The organism is Ideonella sp. sgz306126 (genome assembly GCF_056032705.1).
In genome coordinates, this window is sequence record NZ_JBVYWP010000007.1 from 22,779 (window position 1) to 46,001 (window position 23,223).

The following is a 23,223-nucleotide window of genomic DNA, read 5'->3' on the forward strand; positions in this document are numbered from 1 at the left end:
GGGCAACGCCGTGAAGCCCCCCGCCCTCGCCCGAACTCGTTCGATGCTGCCGGCCCTGCTGACGGCGGTGGCCTATGCGCTGGCCGGGCAGTTGGCGATCTGGCTGGCCCTGCCGCCGGCCTACGCGGCGCCGCTGTACCCGGCCGCAGGCATCGCGCTGGCGGCGGTGCTGGTCAGCGGCTGGCGGGCGCTGCCCGGTGTGTTCATCGGCGTCCTGGTGGTCAACGGCTTGTTGAGCGCACCCCGAGGGCTGTCGGAGTGGTCAGGCTTGCTCAGCACGCTGGCCATCGGCCTGGGGGCCACGGCCCAGGCGGGCGTCGGCGCCTATCTGGTACGCACCCGGGCGGCGGCGCCGCGCGATCTCTCGGAACCGCGCGATGCCCTGGTGCTGTTCGGCTTGGGCGGTGCACTGGCCTGTTTGATCAGCGCGGGCGTGGCCGTGACCACGCTGTGGCTGTCGGGCTCGCTGCCGGCCGCGTCGGTGCCTGGCACGGCGCTGTCCTGGTGGTCCGGCGACACCCTGGGGGTGCTGGTGGCGGCGCCGATGGCGCTGACCCTGATCGGCCGGCCCCGCAGCCTGTGGCGACCCCGCCGGCTGACGGTGGGCCTGCCGATGCTGGTGATGACGGCGGTGCTGGCGTTGGCGGCGATGCTGGTCACCCGCAGCGACGAGCGTCGCAGCCAGAGCGTGTTCGAGCGCGACGTCTCACGCGCCAGCGATGCCCTCGACAGTGGGCTGCGCACGCCGCTGCATGCCCTGGAAGCGATGCACGGCCTGTACCTGGCCGCCGGCGACGTGGGCCGTGCCGAGTTCCGGTGGGCGGCCGACCCGTGGCTGAGCGAGTCGGGCAGCCTGGCGGCAATCGGCTTCAGCCCGCGGGTCCGGCGCGACGCGCTGGAGGCCTTCGACGCGGCGCAGCAGCAGCGCGGCCTGCCGGGCTACAAGGTGTTCGACCGGCGCGACGCGCCGAAGGGTCTGGTGGCCGGCGACACCGATGCCATCGCCGTGCTGCGTATCGAGCCGGAGGCGCCCAATCAGGCGGCGCTGGGCGTCAACGCCTTGTCGGTGCCTGCGGCCCGAGAGGCGATCGCGCGTGCCGTGGCCAGCGATCGACCGGAGGCGACGCGCGGCTTCAGGCTGTCGCAGGCGGTGGGCAACGAGACCGGCGTGGTGATCTACCGCGCCGTGAGCCGGACCCCGATGCCCGCCACCGTGGCCGGACGCCAGGCGAGCCTGGACGGTGTGGTCTTCGTCACCTTGCGCACCGATGCGTTCAGCCACTCGGTGCTGGCGCGGGTGCCCGGGTACCTGCACTGGTGCCTGGTGGACCTGGATCCCGCCACGAGCCGGCGCCGGCTGGGCGGCACCCCGAACTGCGAGGCGGCCCGCCCCGGCGCCGATCTGCTGGTCCGCGCCCAGAACGTCGATTTCGCAGGCCGGCATTGGCAGTTGTTGTTGAGCGCGCGGCGCGAGGACCTGCCCGTCGGCGGCCACTGGACGCTGTGGCTGCTGGCCGTGACCGGCCTGTTGTCCACCGCGATGCTGGGTGCGTTGCTGCTGACCGTGACCGGGCGCGCGCACCGCATCGAAGCCGAAGTGGCCGAGCGCACGGCCGACCTGCGCCACGAAGTTCAGGAGCGGCGCCGTGCGGTGGAGGCCTTGCGCGACAGCGAGCAGCGCTGGCGCAACATCGTCGACCACATGCCCATCGGCGTGGTCTACACCGAACTGGACGGGCTGATCCGCGAGACCAACCCGAAGCTGCGCGACCTGCTCGGCCTGGACTCGGCCGGCTTGTCCTCCCGGCGCCTGATCGACCTGGTCTGCCCGGCCGACCAGCCCGGCGAGGCCGGCCTGCTCGAAGCCCTGGCCGGCGGCGCCCTGCCCCGGCTGCAGCGCCGGCTCAGACTGGTGCGCACCGACGGCTCGCTGATCTGGGTGCAGATCGACTTGAGCCTGCTGCGCGACAGCCAGGGGACGCCGCGACGCCTGGCCGGCGTGGTGGAGGACATCACCGAACACCTGCGACTGGCCGATGCCGAACGAGCCCGCGACCAGGCCGAAGCCGCCAGCCAGGCCAAGAGTGAGTTCCTCTCCCGCATGAGCCACGAGCTGCGTACGCCGCTGAATGCGATCCTGGGCTTCGGCCAGTTGCTCGCACTGGACCGTGAACCGGCCCTGTCGCCACGCCAGCAATCCTGGGCGGCGGAGGCGCAGCGGGCGGGCTGGCATCTGCTGAACCTGATCAACGAGTTGCTGGACTTGTCGCGGATCGAGACCGGCCAGTTGCACCTGGATTGGTCGGCGGTGCGGCCCGCAGAGCTGCTGCAGGAATGCCTGGCCATGGTCGAGACGGCGGCCCGGCCCAGAGGCCTGCGCCTGATGCCGGTGGAGGCCCCCGCCGATCTGGCGGTGTGGGCCGACCGCACCCGCCTGAAGCAGGTGCTGACCAACCTGTTGTCGAACGCGGTGAAATACAACCGGGATGGCGGCCGGGTGCAGTGCTCGGCGGTCGATGCCGGTGGCGGCTGGGTGCAGATCCGGGTGTCCGACGAGGGCCCTGGGCTCAGCGACGAGCAGCGCGCCGGCCTGTTCCAGCCCTTCAACCGCCTGGGCCGCGAAGGCGGCAGCATCGAAGGGACGGGCCTGGGACTGGTGATCAGCCGGCGCCTGGTGGAGGCCATGGGCGGCCGCCTGGATGCGCCGGATACGTCTGCCCAAGGCACCGAGTTCATGCTGACGCTGCCGGCGGCCACCGAGGCGAATCCCGCCGACGCCACGCCCGCCGCCCCGGCTGCGGGCCTCATGCCGCGCTACCGGCAGCGCCGGATCCACTACATCGAGGACAACGAAACCAACGCCGAGGTGATGCGCGGCGTGCTGTCGCGCCGCCCCCAGGTGCGCCTGACGGTGTCGAGCACCGGCGAGGCGGGACTGGCCTCGATCGCCGAGGATCCGCCGGACCTGATCCTGCTCGACATGCACCTGCCTGATATCGACGGGTTGGAGGTGCTGCGCCGCCTGTCCGAGGACCCTCGCAGCGCCGCCATCCCGGTGCTGGCGGTGTCGGCCGACGCGACGCCCGCGCGGATCGAGCAGGCCCTGGCCCTCGGCGCCGCCGACTACGCCACCAAGCCGGTGGACTTGGCGAGCTTCCTGCCCCAGGTCGACGCGCTGCTGGAGCGCGTCGACACCCGATACGACTGAGATTCATTCTCGAATTGCTTCGACTGAATCTGGATTTAGCACTCTCCATCGAGGAGTGCTAGTATTTGGGAACCAACCGATCCGTCGTGAATCCGACAGCAGCATGAACACCTCATCGACCACCACCGCCCTGCGCCTGCGTGACCCGTGGGCCATGGTGCCGTCGCTCGGCAATCTGGACGCCTACATCAGCGCGGTGAACCGCATTCCCTTGCTCACCCCCGAAGAAGAGGGCCGCTTCGCCCGCGAGTTGCGCGACAGCGGCGATCTTCAGGCGGCCGGGAAGCTGGTGCTGTCGCACCTGCGCTTGGTCGTGTCCGTCTCACGCCAGTACCTGGGCTACGGCCTGCCTCAGGGCGACCTGATCCAGGAAGGCAACGTGGGGCTGATGAAGGCCGTCAAGCGCTTCGACCCGGAGCAGGGCGTGCGCCTGGTCAGCTATGCGCTGCACTGGATCCGGGCCGAGATCCATGAGTACATTCTGCGCAACTGGCGCATGGTCAAGGTGGCCACGACCAAGGCACAGCGCAAGCTGTTCTTCAACCTCCGGTCGATGAAGCAGGGCATGAAGGGGGAGGCGACCGAAGCCGACACCCACCGCTCGACGCTGACGCCGGCCGAGGTGGCCCGCATGGCCAAGGAGCTGAACGTCAAGCCGGAAGAAGTCATCGAGATGGAAACCCGGCTGTCGGGCGGCGACGTGGCGCTGGAGCCGCAGGTCGACGACGGCGAAGAAAGCATGGCGCCGATCGCCTACCTCGCCGACGAATCGCAGGAGCCTTCGCGCGTGCTGGAAGCCCGTAGCCGCGACGATCAATCCAGCAGCGGCATCGTGCTCGCCCTGGACGCGCTCGATGCGCGCAGCCGCCGGATCGTCGAAGAGCGCTGGCTCAAGGTGAACGACGATGCGAGCGGTGGCATGACGCTGCACCAGCTGGCTGCCGAATACGGCGTCAGCGCCGAGCGCATCCGGCAGATCGAGGTCGCCGCGCTGAAGAAGATGCGCAAGGCCCTCGAACCGGCCTGACCGCGGCAGGGCGGCGCCCTGCGGGGAGCCGCCGTTCGATCAGGACGCGGTCAGCAGGACCTTCAGATCGTCGGCGAGGATCTGCGGACCTGCGCCGTAGTGGGTGAACACCCGCACCCGCCCTTGAGGATCGAAAAGATACGCCCCGGCGGTGTGGTCGAAGGTGTAGCTGGTGTCCGTCTGACCCGGCACCTTCTCATAGAAGATCTTGAATTCCTTGGCCGCCTGCTTGATGGCATCGGGCGTGCCCCGGAGCGCGATGAAGCTGGGGTCGAAGCTGGCCATGTAGGCCTTGAGCACGGCCGGGGTGTCGCGCTCCGGATCCAGGGTCACGAACACGCCCTGGACCCGGTCCCCCAGCGGACCAAGCAGCTTCTTGGCGGCGGCCAGTTCCGCCAGCGTGGTCGGACAGACGTCCGGACACTGGGTGTAGCCGAAGAACACCATGACGGCCTTGCCCTTGAAATCGGCCAGGCTGCGCGGCTTGCCGTCGGCATCGGGCAGGTTCAGCACCCGGGCGTACTCGGCGCCGGTGATGTCCACACCGTGGAAGCTCGGCGCCGCCGGCTTGCTGCAGCCGGCCAACGCAAGCCATGCGCTGGCAGCAAGAAGGATCCCGATTCGACGACGGTTCATGACAGGGTGCGAGCCAGCCAGGGGCTCAGGTAATGGTCGATCAGCAAGGCGCCGAACAGCAGCGACAGATGCAGGATCGAAAAACGGAAGGTTCGACGCGCCAGCGCATCGGAGTAATGGCGCCAGAGCTGGTAACCATACCCCATGAAGCCGATCCCGAGGATGACCGCGCTCACGAGATAAATCCATCCGCTCATGCCGTAGACGAACGGCAGCAGCGTGCCGGCAAACAGCACCACGGTGTAGAGAAACACGTGCAGGCGGGTGAACTCGGAGCCATGGGTGATCGGCAACATCGGCAGCCCGGACTTGCGGTAGTCCTCGGCCCGGTAGAGCGCCAGCGCCCAGAAGTGCGGCGGCGTCCACAGAAAGATGATCAGGCACAGCAGCCAGGCCTCGGGCCCGGCGTCGCCCCGCACGGCCACCCAGCCCAGCACCGGCGGCATCGCGCCCGACGCACCGCCGATCACGATGTTCTGCGGCGTCAGCGGCTTGAGCACCACGGTGTAGATGATCGCGTAGCCGACGAAGGTGGCCATCGTCAGCCACATCGTCAGCGGGTTGACCCACCACCACAGGAGGGCGGCGCCGATGGCGCACATCGCCGCCGAGAAAAGCAAGGTGTGGCGGGTATCGATCTGACCGCTGGCGGTCGGCCGCCAGGCCGTGCGCTTCATGCGCTGGTCGATCTGGATCTCGATCAGGCAATTGAACGCCGCTGCCGCGCTGGCCACCAGCCAGATGCCGGCGACGGCCGGCAGCACCACCCGCCAGTCCGGCCAACCGGGTGTCGCCAGCAGCATGCCGATCAGGGCGCAGAACACGATCAACTGCACCACCCGGGGCTTGGTCAGCGCGTAGTACTGGCTCCAGCGAGAGGCGGGCAAGGGAGCGGAGGCCGAAGGCGCGGTCATGGGGATCGAGGTCAGGGTTGAAGTGAACGGGCGACCGGCAGGCCGATCGTCGTCAGGTCGCGGCCGCGCGCCGCCACCGGCACCAGCAAGGACACCATGGTGGCCACCAAGGCCGCGGCCCCCAGGGTATGGAGCACGGCGCCGAGCAGCGGCCAGCTCAGCACCACGTTGCCGGCGCCGGTGACCAGTTGCAGCAGAAGCAGCGCCGCCACGCCACGGGCATGCCGGCGCACCGACGGGTCCGGGTGGCGCCAGAGCAGGCCGCAAACGGCGGCCAGCGCCGAGGCCGCGACCACCGCGAACAGGCGATGGGCCCAGTGGATCGCCACCAGGGCCTCGGCCGGCAGGTAGGCCCCGTCGGCGGTCCGACCCAATGCCCGCAGCAGCGTGAAGCCATCGGCCCAGTCGGCCTGCGGCCACCAGGTACCCGGGCTGCACAACGGAAAGCCCTGGCAGGCCAACACCGCATAGTTGGTGCTGACCCAGCCCCCCAGCGCGACCTGCGTCATCAGCGCCACCAGCGCGATGCCGCCCACCCGGCGCTGCACGCGGGTCAGGTCGAAACGCTGTCCCTGGAAGCTGCGGCGCTGGGCGGTCAGCAGCGCCAGCAGAATCACCGCCCCCAGCAAATGCAGGGTCACGATGACCGGATACAGCTTCAGCGTCACGGTGTACTTGCCGAACAGGCCTTGGGCGATCACCCAGACCAGGGTCAGCGCCGGCCAGGCCAGCGCATGGGGCAGGTGCTGCCGCTGGCGCCAGCTCAGCCACAGCACCATCACGATCAGCGCCCCGACCACCATCGCCAGATAGCGGTGCACCATCTCGATCCAGGCCTTGTTCCAGGTCACCGGCCCGCTGGGCAAGGCCGATTGCGCGGCCTCGATCTGATGCTGCGCGGCCAGCGGCGAGGTCTGCGCATAGCAGCCAGGCCAGTCCGGGCAGCCGAGCCCGGAATCGGTAAGCCGGGTGAAGGCGCCGAAGCCCACCAGGTCGAAGGTCAGGAACAAGGTCAGCGCGGTCAGGGCCGCCAGGCGCACCGCGGGCTCCTGGCGGCGGCGCCGCGTCCACCACCACGACAGCGGCAGCAGCGCCAGCGCCGCGGCCAGCCCCAGCAGGCGCAACAGCGTCGGAAGATCGGCACCCGGCATCAAGGCCTCACTTGCCGCGACCCGGCCGATCCCAGAAGGAGGACGCGCGCAGCAGCTTGTCCAGATCGCGCTTGAATTTCTCGGGATCCATGTTCGCCGGCGTGCGCATCATCCATTCGCCCATCGGATCGACGACATAGAGGTGGTCTTCCAGTTCGTGTCCGGGCTCGGGCTTGAGCCACCGCGCCAGGTCCGCTCGGGGCACGCGCAGCACGTGCACGCTGTCCGAGGGTTGCATGGCCGCGGCCACCTCGGGACGCAAGGGTGCGTCGTCCGGGATCAGCCAGACCCGGTCGATGCGGTCCTTCTCGGCACCGGTCATTTCGCGCAGCTGGCGTTGTGCAAACAGCAGCTTCTCGCAGCGCATGTCGCATTGTCCGCCCGCCACCACCACCAGCAGCCACTGCTGCTTCAGCGACGCGGGCGGCACCGGCACCCCGTTGAGGTCGCTCAGCGGCAGGTCCGCGGGCAGCGAGACCGTGGGCTCGATCAGCGTCGCGTAGTTGGTGCGTGCGCTCGGTCGGATCACGAAGTAGGTGAAGTAGGACAGCGCCACCGGGGCCGCGCAGATCAGCAGCACCAGCAGCATCAACCAGCGGCCCCGCGTCGTGCGCCGCGACGCGTCGTCGGCATCCAGCGGCGCGACGGAATGAACGGTCAGGCCCAGCGGCTCGGGAACATCAGGCATGGCGGCGGCGTAGGAGTTGGAACCAGACATAGAGTCCGGCGATCAAGGCACACATCAAGAACCATTGGCCGGCGTAGCCATAGTGCATTTGCACGTCGACGGCCGGCAAGGGCCAGTCGCGGGCCAAGCCGTCGCCGGCGTTGCCCGGAGTGGCCTGCTCGATCAGCGACAACGGCCTCAGCGGCCGTCCGATCTCCCGGCCATAGGCCGCGAGATCCACATTTTGCCGTATCGCTCCCGGCGCGTCGGCGCCCAGCTGGAAGAGCTTGGACGGCGGCGGGGCAATGCGCGCGGTCACCGTCACGCGGCCCGTCGGCGTCCGGTAGGGCGCGATCTGGGTGCGATCCGCCATGTTGCGGGGGAGCCAGCCGCGCTGCACCAGCACGGCATCACCGGCCGGCAACCTCAACGGAGTCATCACGAACAGCCCCGGATGGCCCTCCATCTGCCGGTTGTCCAGGTAAATCGTCTGGGCTGGCAACCACTCGCCGCTGACCGTGATGCGGCGGTAGACCTGCGCCTGGACCTGCTCGGCGCTCGCCGCCAGTGCGTCGGCCGGCAGCAGCGCGCGCTCGGCCTGCGTCAGCAGCGCATGCTGGAGCGCCAGCTTTTGCGCCGCGCGGTCCAGTTGCCAGACGCCGAGGCGGCCGGTCAGCAGCATGCCAAGGACCGCCGCGAGCGCCACCAGGGCGCGCCGCCCTCGCGCGCTCACCGCGCCCACCCCGGCCGGCCACGGCGGGCCTGTGAAATACTCGGCACCATGAAGATCGTGATCGTGATCGTGTTGTTGCTGATCCTGGCCGCGCTGGCGGGTGCAGGTTTGTTCATGCTGAGGCGCAACAGCCGCCAGGCCGGCCGCGAGCGCGACATGGCGCGGGCGCTGGCGCTGCGCGTCGGGCTGTCGGTCGCGCTGTTCCTGTTCGTGCTGTTGTCCTGGCAAATGGGTTGGATCCAGCCCTCCGGCCTGCCGCTGAGTCGCTGAGCCCGAGCGCCGCGAAGAAAAAGAAAACGCCGCCCACGGCGGCGTCGTGCCCGGGCCCGGCGGCGTGCTGGGGCCGGCGGGTCAGAGCCAATACACGACCAGGTACAGCCCCAGCCACACGACGTCGACGAAGTGCCAGTACCACGCGGCACCCTCGAAACCGAAGTGGCGGCTGGGCGTGAAGTGGCCCTTGGTCAGCCGCAGCGTGATGAACAGCAGCATCAACATGCCGACGAACACGTGGAAGCCGTGAAAGCCGGTCAACATGAAGAACGTCGAGCCGTAGATTCCGGAACTGAGCTTGAGGTTCAACTCGGTATAGGCATGGTGGTATTCAAACGCCTGGAAACCCAGGAACGTGATCCCCAGCAGCACGGTGATCCACATGAAGAAGATCGCCTTGCTGCGCCGATCGGCGATCAGTGCATGGTGCGCGATCGTCAGCGTCACGCCCGACGTCAGCAGGATCGCCGTGTTCAGCGTTGGGATCGGCCACGGGCCCATGGTCTCGAACGGGGCCACGGTGCCGGCCGGCGAGGCCGTCGCACCGGCCGCCACGCTGGGCCACACCGCCTTGAAATCGGGCCACAGCAATTGGTTCTCCAGGCTGCCCAGATTGGGCACCGAATGCGCCCGGGCCCAGTACAGCGCGCCGAAGAAGGCCGCGAAGAACATCACCTCCGAAAAGATGAACCAGCTCATGCTCCAGCGGAACGAGACATCGATGCGTTCCGAGTACTGGCCGCTTTCGCTCTCGCCGATCGCCTGGCGAAACCACATGAACAGGGTCCCGAGCCAGATCGCCAGTCCGAGCCACAGCGAATAGGCGCCCCAAGCGTGGCCATTGACCCATTGCGAGGCCCCGAGGATCACGAAGAACAGGCCCATCGAGGCCATCGCCGGGTGCCGCGAGGGAGCCGGAATGAAGTAATACGGCGTGGTGCCGGTTTGGGTCGCAGCGGACATGGGGTTTGCTCTCCTCGAACCGAAATGATGGGCCGGTGGCTGGCGGGGGACGTCGGGCGGCTCAGGTGGCCACGCCGCTGCCCACCACCCAGGTCACCAGCAGGACCAAAGCACAAATGAAAAGAATGGCGCCGATGACGCCGGCGATGACGACGTGCACCGGGTTGAGTTGCTGCACATCCTTCTCGTACCCGGCGCCGCGCCGGATGCCGAAGAAGGACCACGCCACCGCGCGCACCGTGCCCAGAAACGACCCCTTGCGCGCCACGGCCTGCTTCAGGTCCTCGGCGCTCACGTCGAACCGTCCTTGGCCGGCACCGCGGCCGAGTCGCCCGCCGGTGCGGCCGGCATCGCGCCGCCGACTTCGAAGAAGGTGTACGACAGCGTGATGGTCTTCACGTCCCGCGGCAGCTTCGAGTCGACATAGAACACCACTGGCCACTGCTTGGACTCTCCGGGCTTGAGCTTGTGCTGCGTGAAGCAAAAGCATTCGAGCTTGTTGAAATGGGCACTGGCCTGGGCCGGCGCGTAGCTCGGAATCGCCTGGGCCACCATGGTGCGGTTCTGCGAGTTGCGGAACTCGTACATCACGGTGGCCAACTCGCCCGGGTGGATCTGCAGGGAGTGCACGGCCGGCTTGAACTCCCAGACGCCGCGCGCATTGGCGTCGAACTCGACCGTGATCGTGCGCGTCAGGTCGATCTGGGTGTTCGCCGGCCGCTCGCCGACGCCGGCAATGCCGCTGCGCACGTCCGCCAGGCTCAGCACGTTGACGCCCAACACCTCGCAGATGTGCTTGTACAGCGGCACCAAGGCGTAGCCGAAGCCGAACATCACACTCACCACGACCAGCAGCTTGAGCAGGACGTGGAGGTTGTCCCGGCGGATCCGTTCCAGGGTGGTCATGGTCAGCGGCCGGGGCGACGTGAGCGCGCCATCAGCGTCCCAGCAGGACGATCTTGGCGACGAAGCCCACGCCCAGCAGGATCGCCACCGACGCCAGGATCAGACCCAGGCGCCGATTGGCTTTGCGCTGTTGCTCGGAAACGGCCATCGACGTGCTCCTGCGGCGATCAGCCGATGATGCGGGTGGCCGTGGCATCCAGCTTGGGCGGATGCTCGAAGGTGTGGAACGGCGCCGGCGACGGCACTTCCCACTCCAGGCCTTCGGCGCCATCCCACGGCTTCTGAGGAGCCTTCTCGCCCTTGCCGCGCATCATCGGCAGCACGATGAACAGGAAGAAGAAGACCTGCGCAAAACCGAAGAAGAACGCACCGATCGACGCGATCATGTTGAAGTCGGCGAACTGCATCGGGTAGTCGGCGTAGCGGCGCGGCATGCCCGCCAGGCCCAGGAAGTGCATCGGGAAGAAGGTGACGTTGAACGAGATCAGCGACCACCAGAAGTGGATCTTGCCGCGGGTCTCGTTGTACATCACCCCGGTCCACTTCGGGCCCCAGTAGTAGACGCCGGCGAACATCGCGAACAGCGACCCGGCCACCAGCACGTAGTGGAAGTGCGCCACCACGTAATAGGTGTCCTGCAACTGCTGGTCGATCGGCGCCATCGACAGGATCAGACCGGTGAAGCCCCCCATCGAGAAGACGAACAGGAAACCGACCGCGAACAGCATCGGCGTCTCGAAGGTCATCGAGCCGCGCCACATCGTGGCCACCCAGTTGAAGATCTTCACGCCCGTGGGCACCGCGATCAGCATCGTCGCGTACATGAAGAACAGCTGCCCCGTCACCGGCATGCCGGTGGTGTACATGTGGTGAGCCCAGACGATGAACGACAGGATCGCGATCGACGAGGTCGCGTAGACCATCGAGGTGTAGCCGAACAGCTTCTTGCGGGCGAAGGCCGGGATGATCGCGCTGATGATGCCGAAGGCCGGCAGGATCATGATGTAGACCTCGGGGTGCCCGAAGAACCAGAAGATGTGCTGGTACATCACCGGGTCGCCGCCGCCGGCCGGGTTGAAGAAGCTGGTGCCGAAATGGCGATCGGTCAGCGTCATCGTGATCGCGCCGGCCAGCACCGGCATCACGGCGATCAGCAGGTAGGCGGTGATCAGCCAAGTCCAGGCGAACAGCGGCATCTTCATCAGCGTCATGCCCGGAGCGCGCATGTTCAGCACCGTGACGATGATGTTGATCGAGCCCATGATCGACGACGCGCCCATGATGTGCATCGCGAAGATGCCGGCATCCATCGACGGCCCCATCTGCAACGTCAGCGGGGCGTACAGCGTCCAGCCCGCCGCCGGTGCGCCGCCCGGCATGAAGAACGACAGCACCAGCATCAGCGCAGCGGGAATCAGCAGCCAGAAGCTGAAGTTGTTCATCCGCGCAAAGGCCATGTCGGCCGCGCCGATCTGCAGCGGGATCATCCAGTTCGCGAAGCCGACGAAGCCCGGCATGATCGCGCCGAACACCATGATCAGCCCGTGCATGGTCGTGAACTGGTTGAACAGTTCCGGATTGAAGAACTGCAGGCCGGGCTGGAACAACTCGGCGCGGATGCACAAGGCGAGGATGCCGCCGATGATCAGCATCGTGAACGAGAACAACAGGTACATCGTGCCGATGTCCTTGTGGTTCGTCGCGAACACCCAGCGGCGCCAGCCGTGCGGATGATCGTGCGCCGGGTCGTGGTCGTGGGCCAGATCGCCGTGATGGTCGAGAACAGCACTCATGGGTCTTCCTTTTCAGATCTCGTTCGGTGCCATCACTGGCGAGCTGCCGTCACCTCGGAGGGCTGCACGGTCTGGCCGGTGTTGTTGCCCCAGTGGTTCTTCGTGAACGTCACGACCGCGGCGATCTCGGTGTCGGACAACTGCTTCCATGACGGCATGGCTCCGTTGTTCTGGCCGTTCAGGACCACGTGGACCTGCAGCATCTTGTCGGCATCCAGCACCTTGGGCGAGCCGTTCAGCGGCTTGACCGGGCCGCCGCCATTGCCGTCAGGCCGGTGGCAGACCATGCAATTGGTGTTGTAGACCTTCTCGCCGCGCGCCATCAGGTCGTCATGGGTCCAGACCTTGGTCGGATCGTCGGCCTTGGCCGCCATCTCCTTCTTCTGGGCCGCCACCCAGGCGGTGTAGTCCTCGGCCGAGACGACCTTGACGTTGATCGGCATGTAGGCGTGCTCCTTGCCGCAGAGCTCGACGCACTGGCCGTAGAAGTAGCCGACCTTGTCCGCCTTGAACCAGGTGTCGCGGACGAAACCGGGGATCGCGTCCTGCTTCAGCGCGAACGCCGGGACGCCCCACGAGTGGATGACGTCGTTGGCCGTGGTGATGATGCGGATCTTCTTGTTGACCGGCACCACCAGCGGATGGTCCGCCTTCAGCAGATAGTCGTCGCCAGAAGGATGGCCCTCGTTCGACATCTGGCGCTGCGCCGGATCCAGGGCCGACAGGAAACCGATGCCCTCGCCCTCGCCCTTCAGGTAGTCGTAGCCCCATTTCCACTGGTAGCCCGTGACCTTGATGGTCAGGTCCGAGTTGCTGGTGTCCTTCTGGGCCACGACGGTCTTGGTCGCCGCGAAACCCATGCCGGTGACGATCAGGAACGGCACCACCGTCCAGGCGATCTCGACCCCGACGCTTTCGTGGAAGTTGGCCGGCTTGTGCCCGACCGACTTGCGGTGCTTGATGATCGAATAGAACATCACGCCGAACACCGCGACGAAGATCACGACGCACACCACCATCATCCCGAAATGCAGCGACCAGACGTCGTCCGCGATGCCCGTGGCAGGTGGTTGAAGATCCAGTTCGCGCACGCCGGGGCCGCCAGGCAGGCTGTTCACCGCCAGCGCAACACCGGAAGAGAGCACGCCGGCCAGGGCCAGGGCGCCATGCGCGACGCCGCTTCGGAGCTTGGTTGTCATCGTCATCGTTGTCATGCCACTTCAGTTCGAAACGCAATTCGCTTGGCGCAAAGCCCGGTCCATGTCGCGCGCCAGCACCTGCCGCCGGGCCCAGGCGACGTGCCGACCGACACGGACGCTTCGCCCGGCGGACCTGATCTCGATCAGGTCTCCGGTTTCCGGACCGCACGCCACGCGCACCCAGGCCAGAGGCCACTCTTCCGTCGCAACACCGCCGGCATCACGCCGCCGAATTGCCAGGCCCTGCCGTGACAGCACGACCTCCTCCATCTCTTGTGTGCGGCGAGCGTACATCACGAACGCCAGCAGCAAAGCCAGCGTTTCCACGCAGCCAAAGGGCAGCACGAGCGTGGCGCCGGCGCACCAGAACCCCACCGAAATCAGCAGCGACACGCCCGCCAACCCACCCATCAGCGCGGCCAGCTGCCGCGGCCCGAGAGCGCAGTTCGCCCCCAGCCGCCAGACCATCACCCGGTCGTCGGCCTGCGATGTCTCAAGCCCGGCGCCCGCCAACGCCCGCAGCGGCACCACCGCGGCAGACGCGGGCATCGGTGCAAGCGAGAGATCCACGACAGGGGCAGAGGGCATGCTTGGCTTGTGAGCAGATTCAGGCCAGCCCCGCTGGATCGGCCTTAGCGCATTTCAGCCATCCATCGACTGATACGCATCAATGAAATTGATTCTAGCCGACGCATCAACGTCGTCCAGATTTGCGAAGCATCAATTTCATCTCATTCAGTCCGATGGCGGTATTGGGGGAGACACGCGGGCCGGCCTCCGGCGCGCGATAGGCGTGGCCATAAACCAACTCGAACGTCAAGGCCACCCGGCCGTCGGCGGCGGCCTGCGCCTGCAACGCCTCCAGCAGCCGCTCACGCCAGCGCGGCGTACGGCACCCGGCGCGCCGCGCGGGGTCGGCATTGGCCCCCAAGGTCCGCAGTTCCGCCAGCGCTGCTGCCGGCGACGACCAGGTCAAGGTCACCTGTTCCTGGTCCATCACGGGATCGGCAAAGCCCGCCTCGACCAGCATGTCGCCCAGGTCATGCATGTCGACCAGCGGCGCCATCGGCGAACCCCATCCCGCCTCCTGATAGAGGGCGCGCAGGCGCGCCAGCGAGCCCGGCCCCAGCGTGCTGAACATCAGGAAGCCGTCCGGCGCCAACGCCTGGCGCCAGTCCCGCATCGTGGCGGGCGGATCGACCGACCAGTGCAGCTCCATCACCGACCAGACCATGTCGTAACCGCCATCGGGCGCGGACGATGGCGCGGAACGCCAGCGCCGCCACCAAGCCCCCGTCGCCGGCTCCAGCCCCATGCCGGCACGGGCATCGACGCGATCGATGCGCGCACCGGGACAGGCCCCGGCCAGCACCCCCGGCGGCGCGCCGGTGCGGCCCGTGCTATCCAGCACCCGCCGCGGCGGCTGGCGAATCACCACCAGTCGCTCGGCCAGGCGCCGGGCCGACTCCTGGTGCAGCCAGGGCGCTTCGGGCAAGGCCGCGAGCCGAGCGCGGATGCGGGCGATGGCCGCGCGATCCAGGGCACGGGCAGACATCGGGGGAGTCGGGTCGGTCATGGCGGGGCAGTATATTGAGCCGATGCGCCCTGCTCCCACGCTCTGGCGGCGCGCGCCGCCGAGGGGTCTGCCCTGGCCCGCGCCGTGCCCGGTGTGCAGCCAATGGACTTCGTCGCGCCCTTGCGCCACCTGCCTCGCGCGCTTTCAACCTGCGGTGCGGCGTTGCCGGCGCTGTGCGATCGAGGTGCCCGAGGGCATGGCGGTCTGCGGCACCTGCCTGCAGGCGCCGCCGCCGTTCGAATGCACCATGGCCGCGTTCGATTACCGATTTCCGTGGGACCGCTTGATCACCCGGCTCAAGTTCGCACCCGATCTGTCCTTGCTGCCCGCGCTGGCCGACCGGCTGAGCGAACACCTGCATCGGGACCACCGCATCGACGCCGACCGCATCGACCTCGTGCTGCCGATGCCCCTGGCGGCGGGGCGGCTGCGCGAGCGAGGCTTCAACCAGGCCTGGGAGGTGGCCCGCCGGGTGGCCCGGGATCTCGGCCTGCAGAGCGACCCCGACGCGTTGCTGCGCTGGCGGGACACGCCCCACCAGATCGGCCTGCATCACGATGAGCGCACGGCCAACCTGCGCGGCGCCTTCCTGATCGCACCCGGCGCGCGCCATCGGCTGCAGGGCCGGCGCGTCGCCCTGGTCGACGACGTGATGACCACCGGGGCCAGTGCGACCGAGGCGTCCCGCTGTCTGCTTGACGGCGGCGTCGCATCAGTGCAGCTGTGGGTACTGGCGCGCACGCCGGCCGCGCCCGACCGCTGACTCCGAGCCTCGGCGCTGCAGCGGCCAGCGACAATGTCGGGCATGTTCCGCATCGTCCTGGTCCACCCCGAAATTCCGCCCAACACCGGCAACGTGATCCGCCTGGCGGCCAACACGGGCAGCGAGCTGCATCTGGTCGAGCCGCTGGGCTTCTCGATGGACGACCGGCGGCTGCGCCGTGCCGGCCTCGATTACCACGAGTTCGCGCCGGTGCGCCGCCATGCCACGTGGGCCGATTTTTGCGCCGCGGCCCAGCCCGACCCGGCTCGCTGCTTCGCCTTCACGACCCGCGCCCTGCGCCGCCACACCGACATCGGCTGGCAGCCCGGCGACTGGCTGGTGTTCGGTTCGGAAACCGCCGGCCTGCCCGCCGAGTTGCGGGACCGCTTCGCGCCGGATTGCCAGGTCCGGCTGCCGATGTGCCCCGACCAGCGCAGCCTGAACCTGAGCAATGCGGTGGCCGTGGCGGTGTTCGAGGCCTGGCGGCAAAACGACTTCGCCGGCGCGGCCTGACGCCGCGGCGCCGTCAGCCGTGCTCGGAGCGCGCCTCGCGGCGCATCAGATGCTCCACCGCCGCCCGGGCCGGCGTGCGCCCGGCCAGCACCGCATCGACCGCCGCGGTCAGCGGCATCTCCACCGCCAACTCCGCCGCCTTGGCCGCCACGGTCGCGGCACTGTACACACCCTCGGCCACATGCCCCAGCGTGGCAAGAATGTCCGGCAGCGCCTGCCCCTGGGCCAGCATCAGCCCGACGCGGCGGTTGCGCGACAGATCGCCGGTGGCCGTCAACACCAGATCGCCCAGGCCCGCCAGGCCGGTGAAGGTCTCGGCGCGGGCACCCATGGCCACACCCAACCGGGTCATCTCGGCCAGGCCGCGGGTGATCAGTGCGGCACGCGCATTCATGCCCAGCCCCAGGCCATCGGCAATCCCGGTGGCGATCGCCAGCACGTTCTTCACCGCGCCGCCGACCTCGACGCCGACCGGATCGGCCGACGTGTAGATGCGCAGCGCACCGCCGTGGAACGCCGCCACCGCCTGCTCGCGCAGCGCCGCGTCCGCGCTGGCCGCCACCAGCGCCGTGGGCAGGCCGGCCGCCACCTCCTGGGCAAAGCTGGGGCCGGACAACACGCCGGCCCGCACGGTCGGCGCGACCTGGCCGGCAATCTGATGGCCGAGCAGGCCGGTGCCGGCCTCGAAACCCTTGCACAGCCAGAACACCGACGATGACGGCGGCACCGCCCGCAGCAGGTCGCGCAAGCCCGCCATCGGCGTGGCGATGACCAGCAGGCCCTCGTGTGCATGCGCCAGCGCGGCAGGCAGGTCGGCCGTGGCCTGCAACCCATCCGGCCAGGGCCGCTCCGGCAGGTAGCGCCGGTTGCAGCGCTCGCGCTGCATCGCCTGCGCCTGCAGCGGATCGCGCGCCCAGAGCCGGACGTCGTGGCGCACCGCGGCGGCCATGGCCAGCGCGCTGCCCCACGCACCGGCCCCCAGCACGCTCAGCTGCATGGTGGCGCCGACGCCGTGCGCCTCAGTTCGCGCCCGAGTGGCCGTTGCCCGCCGCGCCCTGCTGCTGGGCCTCGAACATCGCCTGGAAGTTCACTTCGGCCAGCAGGATGGGCGGGAAGCCGGCACGGGTGCAGACATCGGAGACGATGGCGCGCAGGTACGGGTAGATCATCTGCGGGCAGACCACGCCGACGATGCCCTGGACCTGCTCTTCCGGAATGTTGCGGATCTCGAAGATGCCGGCCTGCTTGGCTTCGACCAGGAACAGCACGCGATCGCCGATCTTGGTGGTCACCGTGGCCGTCACCGACACCTCCACCATGCCTTCGGCGATCGACTCGGCCGCCATGCCCAGTTGGATGTCGACCTGGGGCTGCTGCTGTTCGAGCAGGATCTGCGGCGAGTTCGGCTGCTCCAGCGACAGGTCCTTGAGGTACATGCGCTGCAGCTGGAACACGGGGTCTTGGTCTTGGTCGGCCATGGTGGAGCTTTCGGAAAAAACAAAGCCCGCAACCGGAAGTGGTGCGGGCTGCGCGCCGCATTATGGCGCAGCGTCCGGGCCGGGGCGGTGGCCATCGGCGCCCCGGCCGGGCCGGCCCCGCCGCCGCGCGTCAGGCCTGCTGCAGCAAGGGCATCAGGCCGCCACGCTGGTCGAGTTCGATCAGATCGTCGCAGCCACCGACGTGGGTCTGGCCGATGAAGATCTGGGGCACGGTGCGGCGGCCCGTGCGTTCCATCATCAGGTCGCGCTGCGCCGGATCCATGTCGACCCGGATCTCCTCGATCTGGGCCACGCCGCGTTTCATCAACAACGACTTGGCCCGCACACAGTACGGGCAGACCTGGGTGGTGTACATCACGACCTTGTTCATCTCGGCATCCTTGGCAACGATGGGCTCGCGCGCATTGTCCGCAAACCGCCCGACCGTTGCAGGCGCGAGGGCTTCAGCGGCGCGACACCTCGACCGGCAGATTGGCCTCGCGCCACGCCCGCATCCCACCCGACAGCACCTGGGCGTTCTCATAGCCCAGCTTGCGCAAGGTGCCTGCGGCGCGCTGCGCCCGCATGCCGGACGCACATACGACGATCACCGGCAGCGCCTTGTTCGACGGCAACTCGCGCGAGCCTTGCAGCGTGGCCAGCGGCACGCTGCGAGCGCCGGTGACATGGCCGGCGGCGAACTCGGACGGTTCGCAGACATCGATCACCACGGCCTTCTCGCGGTTCATCAGGCGGACCGCTTCGGACGCCGACACGCCGCCGCCCCGGGCCCCGCCGGACAGCACAGGCCAAGCCAGCAGGCCGCCGGACACCAGGGCGGCGGCGATCAGCGGCCAGTTCTCGATCAGAAAATTCACAACACCACCCAACCGGGAAGTCGCAGAAGCGGCGAATTATAGAATTGCGGGTTTTCACCTTGTTCGCGCCGAGCCTGGCGCCCGCTTCCGCCATGTACAAGCTCGTGCTGATCCGCCACGGCGAATCGACCTGGAACCTGGAAAACCGTTTCACCGGCTGGACCGACGTGGAGCTGACCCCCACCGGCGTCTCGCAGGCCATGTCGGCGGGCAAGCTGCTCAAGGCCGAGGGCTACGAGTTCGACCTGGCCTACACCTCGGTGCTCAAGCGCGCGATCCACACGCTGAACTACGTCCTCGACGAGATGGACCGCACCTGGCTGCCGGTGGTCAAGGACTGGCGCTTGAACGAACGCCACTACGGCGGCCTGCAAGGCCTGAACAAGGCCGACATGGCCCAGCAGTACGGCGACGAGCAGGTGCTGATCTGGCGCCGCAGCTACGACACCCCGCCCCCCGCCCTGGAAGCCGACGACCCGCGCGGCCAGCGCCAGGACCTGCGCTACGCCAAGCTCCAGCCCGAGCAGGTGCCGCTGACCGAATGCCTGAAAGACACCGTGGCGCGCGTGCTGCCGTGTTGGAACGAGGTGCTGGCACCCGCCATCCAGGCCGGGCAGCGCATCGTCATTGCCGCGCACGGCAACTCGATCCGCGCGCTGGTGAAGTACCTGGACCACATCGCCGACGCCGACATCGTCGGCGTCAACATCCCCAACGGCATCCCGCTGGTCTACGAACTGGACGCCACCCTGAAGCCGATCAAGAGCTACTACCTGGGCGACGCCGAGGCCGCCGCCAAGGCGGCGGCGGCGGTCGCGGCGCAGGGCCGGAAGGCTTGACGGCGGAGCCGGTGTCCGCCGCTCACCCACCCGGAACCGAGAAGCCGTAGTCCAGCCCCAGACCCAGGCTGTGGGCGCTGAAGCCTTGGCCGGTTGAATTCCTCGCCGCGATCCTGCCCGCGCTCAAGTGCAGCGCCAGCCGATCGCTCAGGAAGTAGCGCAGGCCGGCACTGGCTTTCACGGCCGGGCCATGCACGTTGGTGCCGGCCATCAATTGACCGAACAGTTGCACCCGATCGGCCCGGGTGGCCGGGCTCTCCACGCCGATGCCCGCCAGCAATTCGCCATAACCGGGATAGCCCAGATAGGCGCTGTAGGCCACCGCGGCCTGGACGGGAAGGTACCAGTGGCCGCCGAGCAGCGTGTCCGCCTGGATCCCCAGCATCTGCAACCGGCCGCGATCGATGTCGCGGTAGCGCACCTGTTCCTCGGTCTGCTGGAACAGGCTGACCCTGACGGCTTGATACGTCCCCGTTCCCGCCGGTTCGCCCGCGTCGCCGGAACGGAAATGGCGGGTCAGTGCCACCGCGAACGTCTGGTTCTTCGACGACCCCTTGGGGGCCACCAGGTACCCGGCCGACAGGGCCAGGCCCAGATCCTTCGTCAACGCATACTCCGCAGCGACCTGGGGGTACACCAGCAGCCCGGCCTCGGTGTCGATGACGTCCGGCGCGTACCCGCCGGACCCGATGCCCAGTTGGCCGTACACGCTGACGCGCGGCGACAGCCGCAGGCGCTGCCCGACGCCACCGATCACCTGGTTGTACAGCGGCAGGCCGCGATACCCCACGCCCAGGCCGGCATACCAGTAGCTGTCCCGGGCGAAGTAGTGCGCGTACCGCAGGTCGGCCACGCGGATGGGCCCCTTGTTGGAGCCTGCGGGATCGATCTGCCGGACGTTGTCGAGCGCCAGCGTGAGCATGTTCTCGCCCGACTCCCGGGACGCCAGGCGGGCATCGGCCGGCGACACCGGCTGGCCATGGCTGCTGAAAGGTCCGGTGAGGTAGGTGTACGGAACCTCCACGAACAGGTCGGCCTGGGTGCCATCGATGGCCGAATGGCGGAACGCCATCCTGGCGACATTGGCGCCGATCGAGAACTTCCCGAAGTCATAGCCCAGCCCGACATAGCCCTTGAAATAGCCGCCCGTGCCCGACAGCGCCTTGCTCTGCTCGATGCTCCGTCCGCCGCCACCGCCGCCGCCCGAGAGCCCGGCCGTGGCGAAGAGCCGGGATGTCAGGCGCTGCTGCAGGTGCGCGCCGATGTCGTAGGCCGTGAAGCCACCGTAGTCGCCCCTCACCAAGGGGGCATAGGCGCCGACCCCCAGGTACAGCCAGTCGGTCACCTTGTGGTCGACATGCAAACCCATCAGATCGATGGGCTTGTCGCCAGGCACCCGGATGACCTGATAGTCCAGCATGATCATGGCCTCGGTCGGGCGCAGGCCGGGCTCGTCCGGCGCACGCGTGTCCGCGTCCTGCCCGTGGGCCGGCGCGCCTGCGAGCAGGCCCACGACCCAGAAGACTGCAGTGAACTTGTCGGTTGCCGACATGGATCGCCCCCTCAGTCGCCCTGATGGCCCCGCCTCAAAACGCGGGATCGAGGATAGCAGTTCGACCCGGTTTCCCGCGCCCGCTTGCGCCCGGCGTCAGCCCGCCGTCCGGTCCAGTTCGGCCTGGATGTCCAACCGCAGGCGCGCGGCCAGTGCACGCCGGTCGGCGTGGGCACTGCCCTGGGCCGGCAGGAATTGCACCTGCACCGCCAGGCCGCGCGCGCTGATCACGCGCCAGATGCTTTGCACCAGTGTCGTGTCGTCGATGTACTGCGCCGACTCGGCGAAGCGCAGGCCGGGCTCGCTGTAGCGCAGCACCACCGGCTGGACCGGCGCTTCGACCGCGATCGCCGCCTGCAGCAGATTGGCGTGGAACGGCAGCACCTGTTCGCCCGCGCCGGTGGTGCCCTCGGGAAAGACGGCCAGGGTGTCGCCGCGCTGCAGCGCCGCCGCCATGTCGTGGACCATGCGCAGCGCGTCGCGTTTGCGCTCGCGCTCGATGAACAAGGTGCCTGCACCGCGGGTCAGCCAGCCCAGCAGAGGCCAGCGCAGCACGTCGGCCTTGGAGACGAAGCGCGCCTGCGGGCAGGCGGCGTGGATCGCCGCGATGTCCAGCCACGAGACGTGGTTGGCCACCAGCAGCGCCCCGCCGGGCCGCGGCTGGCCCTGGACCTGCACGGCGAGTCCGGCCACGCGCAGCAGCTTCGCGCTCCACCACTGCACGAGCTGCCGGCGGCGCATCGCCTCCAGCGCGCCGAAGCGCAGCGCCATCACCGCCATGCCATGCAGCAGATGCAGGACGACCCGCGCCAGGCGCCACGGCACCCGCAGCCAGCGCATCAGGTCCGGGCCTGGTAGGCCACGGTGCCGGCCACCAGCGTCGCCTTGACGCGGCCGGGCAAGGCCGTGCCGCTGGTGCCGAAGTCGAAGGGCGTGTGCTTGCCCTGGCTGGCCAGTTCGCCCGGTTGCACCTGCCAGACCTCGGCGGGATCGAAGACGCAGACATCGGCCACGCCGCCTTCGACCAGGCGGCCGGCGCTTTGCGCGAGCGAGCCCAGCGCGTCGCCCAGCACGCGCACCGGTTCGCTGGTGATGCGCGCCAGCGTGGGCGCCAGGCCCAGACCGGCGTCCTCGCCCCACTTGAGCGCCAGGCTGAGCAGCAACTCCAGCCCGGTCGCGCCGGGTTCGGCCTCGCCGAACGGCAAGGTCTTGGCGTCCTCGTCGACCGGATTGTGGTCCGACACCAGCGCATCCAGCGTGCCGTCGGCCAGGGCCGCGCGCAGCGCGATCCGGTCGGACTGGCGGCGCAGCGGCGGGTTCAGGCGCATCGCCGGGTTGAAGAAGCCGATGTCCACGTCGGTCAGGTGCAGCGAATTGATGCTGACGTCGCCGGTCACCTTCAGCCCCTCCGCCTTGGCCTGGCGCAACAACTCGACCCCGGCGGCGCTGGACAGCCGGCACAGATGCACGCGGGCACCGGTGTGGCGCATCAGCTCGAAAATGGTGTGCAGCGCGATCGTCTCGGCGGCCACCGGCACCCCGGACAGGCCCATCCGCGTGGCCACCGCTCCGCTGGCCGCCACGCCCTTGCCCAGCCAGGCATCCTGCGGCCGCAGCCAGACGCTGTAGCCGTAGGTGGCGGCGTATTGCAATGCGCGCTGCAGCACCAGCGTGTCCTTGATCGGCACCTCGGCCTGCGAGAAGCCGACGCAGCCCGATTCGGTCAGCTCGGCCATCTCGGTCAGCGCCTCGCCGGCCAGGCCCTTGGTGAGCGCCCCCAGCGGGAACAACCGGCACAGGCTGAGCTTGCGGGCGCGGAACTTCAGCATGTCGACCAGGCCGGGCTCGTCCAGCGCCGGATCGGTGTCGGGCGGGCAGACCAGGCTGGTCACGCCGCCGGCGGCCGCCGCGTTCAATTCGGATTCGAGCATGCCCTCGTGCTCGTGGCCGGGCTCGCGCAGGCGGGCCGCCAGATCGACCAGGCCCGGCGCGACCACGCAGCCGCTGGCGTCGATGACCCGCGCCGTCTCGAAATCACCCGGCACCCGGCCGATGGCCACGATGCGGCCTGCGGCCACCGCCACGTCGGCCCTCTCGTCGCGCCCCGACGCCGGGTCGATGACACGCCCATTCTTGACAAGAATCTTCATAGTT

Annotated in this window: 26 protein-coding genes; 6 read left to right on the forward strand and 20 right to left on the reverse strand. The window is 68.8% G+C overall.

Features of this window, described 5'->3' with window-relative positions:
* Positions 1-10 precede the first annotated feature (10 nt).
* Complete coding sequence (locus tag AC0N04_RS17035) at positions 11-3,208, forward strand: CHASE domain-containing protein (RefSeq protein ID WP_474283556.1); 3,198 nt, start codon at positions 11-13, stop codon at positions 3,206-3,208.
* A 103-nt stretch (positions 3,209-3,311) separates the two neighbouring features.
* Positions 3,312-4,235, forward strand: coding sequence for an RNA polymerase sigma factor RpoH (gene rpoH, locus AC0N04_RS17040; protein WP_474283558.1), 924 nt, complete (start codon positions 3,312-3,314; stop codon positions 4,233-4,235).
* A gap of 39 nt (positions 4,236-4,274) precedes the next feature.
* Here the strand turns inward: rpoH and AC0N04_RS17045 are convergent, their stop codons facing one another.
* From AC0N04_RS17045 to AC0N04_RS17065, 5 genes are read right to left on the reverse strand one after another with little or no spacing between them, the layout of a single operon-like run.
* Entirely contained in the window at positions 4,275-4,871 is a 597-nt protein-coding gene (locus tag AC0N04_RS17045) for an SCO family protein (RefSeq protein WP_474283560.1), read from the reverse strand.
* The gene (gene cyoE, locus AC0N04_RS17050) at positions 4,868-5,785 is read right to left on the reverse strand and encodes a heme o synthase (protein ID WP_474283562.1); all 918 of its coding nucleotides are present in this window, start codon (positions 5,783-5,785) and stop codon (positions 4,868-4,870) included. The genes AC0N04_RS17045 and cyoE overlap by 4 nt, the downstream gene beginning before the upstream one ends.
* 11 nt (positions 5,786-5,796) lie before the next feature.
* Positions 5,797-6,936, reverse strand: a complete 1,140-nt coding sequence (locus AC0N04_RS17055) for a COX15/CtaA family protein (RefSeq protein WP_474283564.1) — start codon at positions 6,934-6,936, stop codon at positions 5,797-5,799.
* Between the two features lie 7 nt (positions 6,937-6,943).
* Positions 6,944-7,624: an SCO family protein gene (locus AC0N04_RS17060; RefSeq protein WP_474283566.1), complete on the reverse strand. Its 681-nt coding sequence runs from the start codon at positions 7,622-7,624 to the stop codon at positions 6,944-6,946.
* Positions 7,617-8,309, reverse strand: coding sequence for an SURF1 family protein (locus AC0N04_RS17065; RefSeq protein ID WP_474283567.1), 693 nt, complete (start codon positions 8,307-8,309; stop codon positions 7,617-7,619). The genes AC0N04_RS17060 and AC0N04_RS17065 overlap by 8 nt, the downstream gene beginning before the upstream one ends.
* 75 nt (positions 8,310-8,384) lie before the next feature.
* Between AC0N04_RS17065 and AC0N04_RS17070 the strand changes: the two genes are divergently transcribed.
* Positions 8,385-8,606, forward strand: a complete 222-nt coding sequence (locus tag AC0N04_RS17070; protein WP_474283569.1) for a DUF2909 domain-containing protein — start codon at positions 8,385-8,387, stop codon at positions 8,604-8,606.
* An 81-nt stretch (positions 8,607-8,687) separates the two neighbouring features.
* Here the strand turns inward: AC0N04_RS17070 and AC0N04_RS17075 are convergent, their stop codons facing one another.
* The 8 genes from AC0N04_RS17075 to AC0N04_RS17110 form a co-directional block, all read right to left on the reverse strand.
* Positions 8,688-9,572: a cytochrome c oxidase subunit 3 gene (locus tag AC0N04_RS17075; RefSeq protein ID WP_474283571.1), complete on the reverse strand. Its 885-nt coding sequence runs from the start codon at positions 9,570-9,572 to the stop codon at positions 8,688-8,690.
* Positions 9,573-9,633: 61 nt separating this feature from the next.
* Entirely contained in the window at positions 9,634-9,867 is a 234-nt protein-coding gene (locus AC0N04_RS17080; RefSeq protein ID WP_474283573.1) for a DUF2970 domain-containing protein, read from the reverse strand.
* Complete coding sequence (locus AC0N04_RS17085) at positions 9,864-10,478, reverse strand: cytochrome c oxidase assembly protein (RefSeq protein ID WP_474283575.1); 615 nt, start codon at positions 10,476-10,478, stop codon at positions 9,864-9,866. The genes AC0N04_RS17080 and AC0N04_RS17085 overlap by 4 nt, the downstream gene beginning before the upstream one ends.
* 31 nt (positions 10,479-10,509) lie before the next feature.
* Positions 10,510-10,626 carry a cytochrome oxidase small assembly protein gene (locus AC0N04_RS17090; protein ID WP_474283577.1) on the reverse strand — a complete coding sequence of 39 codons (117 nt, stop codon included), beginning with the start codon at positions 10,624-10,626 and terminating at the stop codon, positions 10,510-10,512.
* 19 nt (positions 10,627-10,645) lie between these two features.
* Complete coding sequence (ctaD, locus tag AC0N04_RS17095) at positions 10,646-12,271, reverse strand: cytochrome c oxidase subunit I (protein WP_474283579.1); 1,626 nt, start codon at positions 12,269-12,271, stop codon at positions 10,646-10,648.
* A 32-nt stretch (positions 12,272-12,303) separates the two neighbouring features.
* Complete coding sequence (coxB, locus tag AC0N04_RS17100) at positions 12,304-13,470, reverse strand: cytochrome c oxidase subunit II (RefSeq protein ID WP_474283581.1); 1,167 nt, start codon at positions 13,468-13,470, stop codon at positions 12,304-12,306.
* A gap of 21 nt (positions 13,471-13,491) precedes the next feature.
* A complete protein-coding gene (locus AC0N04_RS17105) occupies positions 13,492-14,058 on the reverse strand; it encodes a DUF2244 domain-containing protein (RefSeq protein WP_474283583.1) in 567 nt (188 codons plus the stop codon).
* A 106-nt stretch (positions 14,059-14,164) separates the two neighbouring features.
* Positions 14,165-15,025: a methyltransferase domain-containing protein gene (locus AC0N04_RS17110; protein WP_474283585.1), complete on the reverse strand. Its 861-nt coding sequence runs from the start codon at positions 15,023-15,025 to the stop codon at positions 14,165-14,167.
* A 268-nt stretch (positions 15,026-15,293) separates the two neighbouring features.
* Between AC0N04_RS17110 and AC0N04_RS17115 the strand changes: the two genes are divergently transcribed.
* Together AC0N04_RS17115 and AC0N04_RS17120 are read left to right on the forward strand one after the other, a co-directional pair.
* Entirely contained in the window at positions 15,294-15,809 is a 516-nt protein-coding gene (locus AC0N04_RS17115; RefSeq protein ID WP_474283586.1) for a ComF family protein, read from the forward strand.
* A gap of 42 nt (positions 15,810-15,851) precedes the next feature.
* The gene (locus tag AC0N04_RS17120) at positions 15,852-16,322 is read left to right on the forward strand and encodes a tRNA (cytidine(34)-2'-O)-methyltransferase (protein WP_474283588.1); all 471 of its coding nucleotides are present in this window, start codon (positions 15,852-15,854) and stop codon (positions 16,320-16,322) included.
* Positions 16,323-16,335: 13 nt separating this feature from the next.
* Here the strand turns inward: AC0N04_RS17120 and AC0N04_RS17125 are convergent, their stop codons facing one another.
* The 4 genes from AC0N04_RS17125 to AC0N04_RS17140 all read right to left on the reverse strand — a co-directional run bounded on the left by AC0N04_RS17125 (position 16,336) and on the right by AC0N04_RS17140 (position 18,678).
* On the reverse strand, positions 16,336-17,319 hold the full coding sequence (locus AC0N04_RS17125) for an NAD(P)H-dependent glycerol-3-phosphate dehydrogenase (protein ID WP_474283590.1): 984 nt from the start codon (positions 17,317-17,319) through the stop codon (positions 16,336-16,338).
* 22 nt (positions 17,320-17,341) lie between these two features.
* Entirely contained in the window at positions 17,342-17,800 is a 459-nt protein-coding gene (gene secB / locus AC0N04_RS17130; RefSeq protein WP_474283592.1) for a protein-export chaperone SecB, read from the reverse strand.
* A gap of 130 nt (positions 17,801-17,930) precedes the next feature.
* Entirely contained in the window at positions 17,931-18,191 is a 261-nt protein-coding gene (grxC, locus tag AC0N04_RS17135) for a glutaredoxin 3 (protein ID WP_474283594.1), read from the reverse strand.
* Between the two features lie 73 nt (positions 18,192-18,264).
* A complete protein-coding gene (locus tag AC0N04_RS17140) occupies positions 18,265-18,678 on the reverse strand; it encodes a rhodanese-like domain-containing protein (RefSeq protein ID WP_474283595.1) in 414 nt (137 codons plus the stop codon).
* Positions 18,679-18,770: 92 nt separating this feature from the next.
* Here AC0N04_RS17140 and gpmA point away from each other — a divergent pair, with 92 nt between their 5' ends.
* Entirely contained in the window at positions 18,771-19,517 is a 747-nt protein-coding gene (gpmA, locus tag AC0N04_RS17145) for a 2,3-diphosphoglycerate-dependent phosphoglycerate mutase (protein ID WP_474283597.1), read from the forward strand.
* Positions 19,518-19,539: 22 nt separating this feature from the next.
* Here the strand turns inward: gpmA and AC0N04_RS17150 are convergent, their stop codons facing one another.
* The 3 genes from AC0N04_RS17150 to AC0N04_RS17160 form a co-directional block, all read right to left on the reverse strand.
* Positions 19,540-21,069 (reverse strand): hypothetical protein, encoded by a 1,530-nt coding sequence (locus tag AC0N04_RS17150; RefSeq protein ID WP_474283599.1) that lies wholly within the window; start codon positions 21,067-21,069, stop codon positions 19,540-19,542.
* 96 nt (positions 21,070-21,165) lie between these two features.
* A complete protein-coding gene (locus tag AC0N04_RS17155; protein WP_474283601.1) occupies positions 21,166-21,909 on the reverse strand; it encodes a lysophospholipid acyltransferase family protein in 744 nt (247 codons plus the stop codon).
* Entirely contained in the window at positions 21,909-23,219 is a 1,311-nt protein-coding gene (locus AC0N04_RS17160) for a dihydroorotase (RefSeq protein WP_474283603.1), read from the reverse strand. Before AC0N04_RS17160 ends, AC0N04_RS17155 begins: the two co-directional genes overlap by 1 nt.
* Positions 23,220-23,223: the final 4 nt, after the last annotated feature.

Excerpts from the sequence above, each read along its gene's own strand:
- AC0N04_RS17110 (WP_474283585.1), bottom strand. The coding sequence starts at position 15,025 with ATGTCTGCCCGTGCCCTGGATCGCGCGGCCATCGCCCGCATCCGCGCT.
- AC0N04_RS17090 (WP_474283577.1), bottom strand. The coding sequence starts at position 10,626 with ATGGCCGTTTCCGAGCAACAGCGCAAAGCCAATCGGCGCCTGGGTCTG.
- AC0N04_RS17085 (WP_474283575.1), bottom strand. The coding sequence starts at position 10,478 with ATGACCACCCTGGAACGGATCCGCCGGGACAACCTCCACGTCCTGCTC.
- AC0N04_RS17120 (WP_474283588.1), top strand. The coding sequence starts at position 15,852 with ATGTTCCGCATCGTCCTGGTCCACCCCGAAATTCCGCCCAACACCGGC.
- AC0N04_RS17105 (WP_474283583.1), bottom strand. The coding sequence starts at position 14,058 with ATGCCCTCTGCCCCTGTCGTGGATCTCTCGCTTGCACCGATGCCCGCG.
- coxB (WP_474283581.1), bottom strand. The coding sequence starts at position 13,470 with ATGACAACCAAGCTCCGAAGCGGCGTCGCGCATGGCGCCCTGGCCCTG.
- ctaD (WP_474283579.1), bottom strand. The coding sequence starts at position 12,271 with ATGAGTGCTGTTCTCGACCATCACGGCGATCTGGCCCACGACCACGAC.
- AC0N04_RS17070 (WP_474283569.1), top strand. The coding sequence starts at position 8,385 with ATGAAGATCGTGATCGTGATCGTGTTGTTGCTGATCCTGGCCGCGCTG.
- AC0N04_RS17150 (WP_474283599.1), bottom strand. The coding sequence starts at position 21,069 with ATGTCGGCAACCGACAAGTTCACTGCAGTCTTCTGGGTCGTGGGCCTG.
- AC0N04_RS17125 (WP_474283590.1), bottom strand. The coding sequence starts at position 17,319 with ATGCAGCTGAGCGTGCTGGGGGCCGGTGCGTGGGGCAGCGCGCTGGCC.
- grxC (WP_474283594.1), bottom strand. The coding sequence starts at position 18,191 with ATGAACAAGGTCGTGATGTACACCACCCAGGTCTGCCCGTACTGTGTG.
- AC0N04_RS17155 (WP_474283601.1), bottom strand. The coding sequence starts at position 21,909 with ATGCGCTGGCTGCGGGTGCCGTGGCGCCTGGCGCGGGTCGTCCTGCAT.
- rpoH (WP_474283558.1), top strand. The coding sequence starts at position 3,312 with ATGAACACCTCATCGACCACCACCGCCCTGCGCCTGCGTGACCCGTGG.
- AC0N04_RS17075 (WP_474283571.1), bottom strand. The coding sequence starts at position 9,572 with ATGTCCGCTGCGACCCAAACCGGCACCACGCCGTATTACTTCATTCCG.
- secB (WP_474283592.1), bottom strand. The coding sequence starts at position 17,800 with ATGGCCGACCAAGACCAAGACCCCGTGTTCCAGCTGCAGCGCATGTAC.
- AC0N04_RS17060 (WP_474283566.1), bottom strand. The coding sequence starts at position 7,624 with ATGCCTGATGTTCCCGAGCCGCTGGGCCTGACCGTTCATTCCGTCGCG.
- AC0N04_RS17055 (WP_474283564.1), bottom strand. The coding sequence starts at position 6,936 with ATGCCGGGTGCCGATCTTCCGACGCTGTTGCGCCTGCTGGGGCTGGCC.
- cyoE (WP_474283562.1), bottom strand. The coding sequence starts at position 5,785 with ATGACCGCGCCTTCGGCCTCCGCTCCCTTGCCCGCCTCTCGCTGGAGC.
- AC0N04_RS17115 (WP_474283586.1), top strand. The coding sequence starts at position 15,294 with ATGGCCGCGTTCGATTACCGATTTCCGTGGGACCGCTTGATCACCCGG.
- gpmA (WP_474283597.1), top strand. The coding sequence starts at position 18,771 with ATGTACAAGCTCGTGCTGATCCGCCACGGCGAATCGACCTGGAACCTG.
- AC0N04_RS17045 (WP_474283560.1), bottom strand. The coding sequence starts at position 4,871 with ATGAACCGTCGTCGAATCGGGATCCTTCTTGCTGCCAGCGCATGGCTT.
- AC0N04_RS17160 (WP_474283603.1), bottom strand. The coding sequence starts at position 23,219 with ATGAAGATTCTTGTCAAGAATGGGCGTGTCATCGACCCGGCGTCGGGG.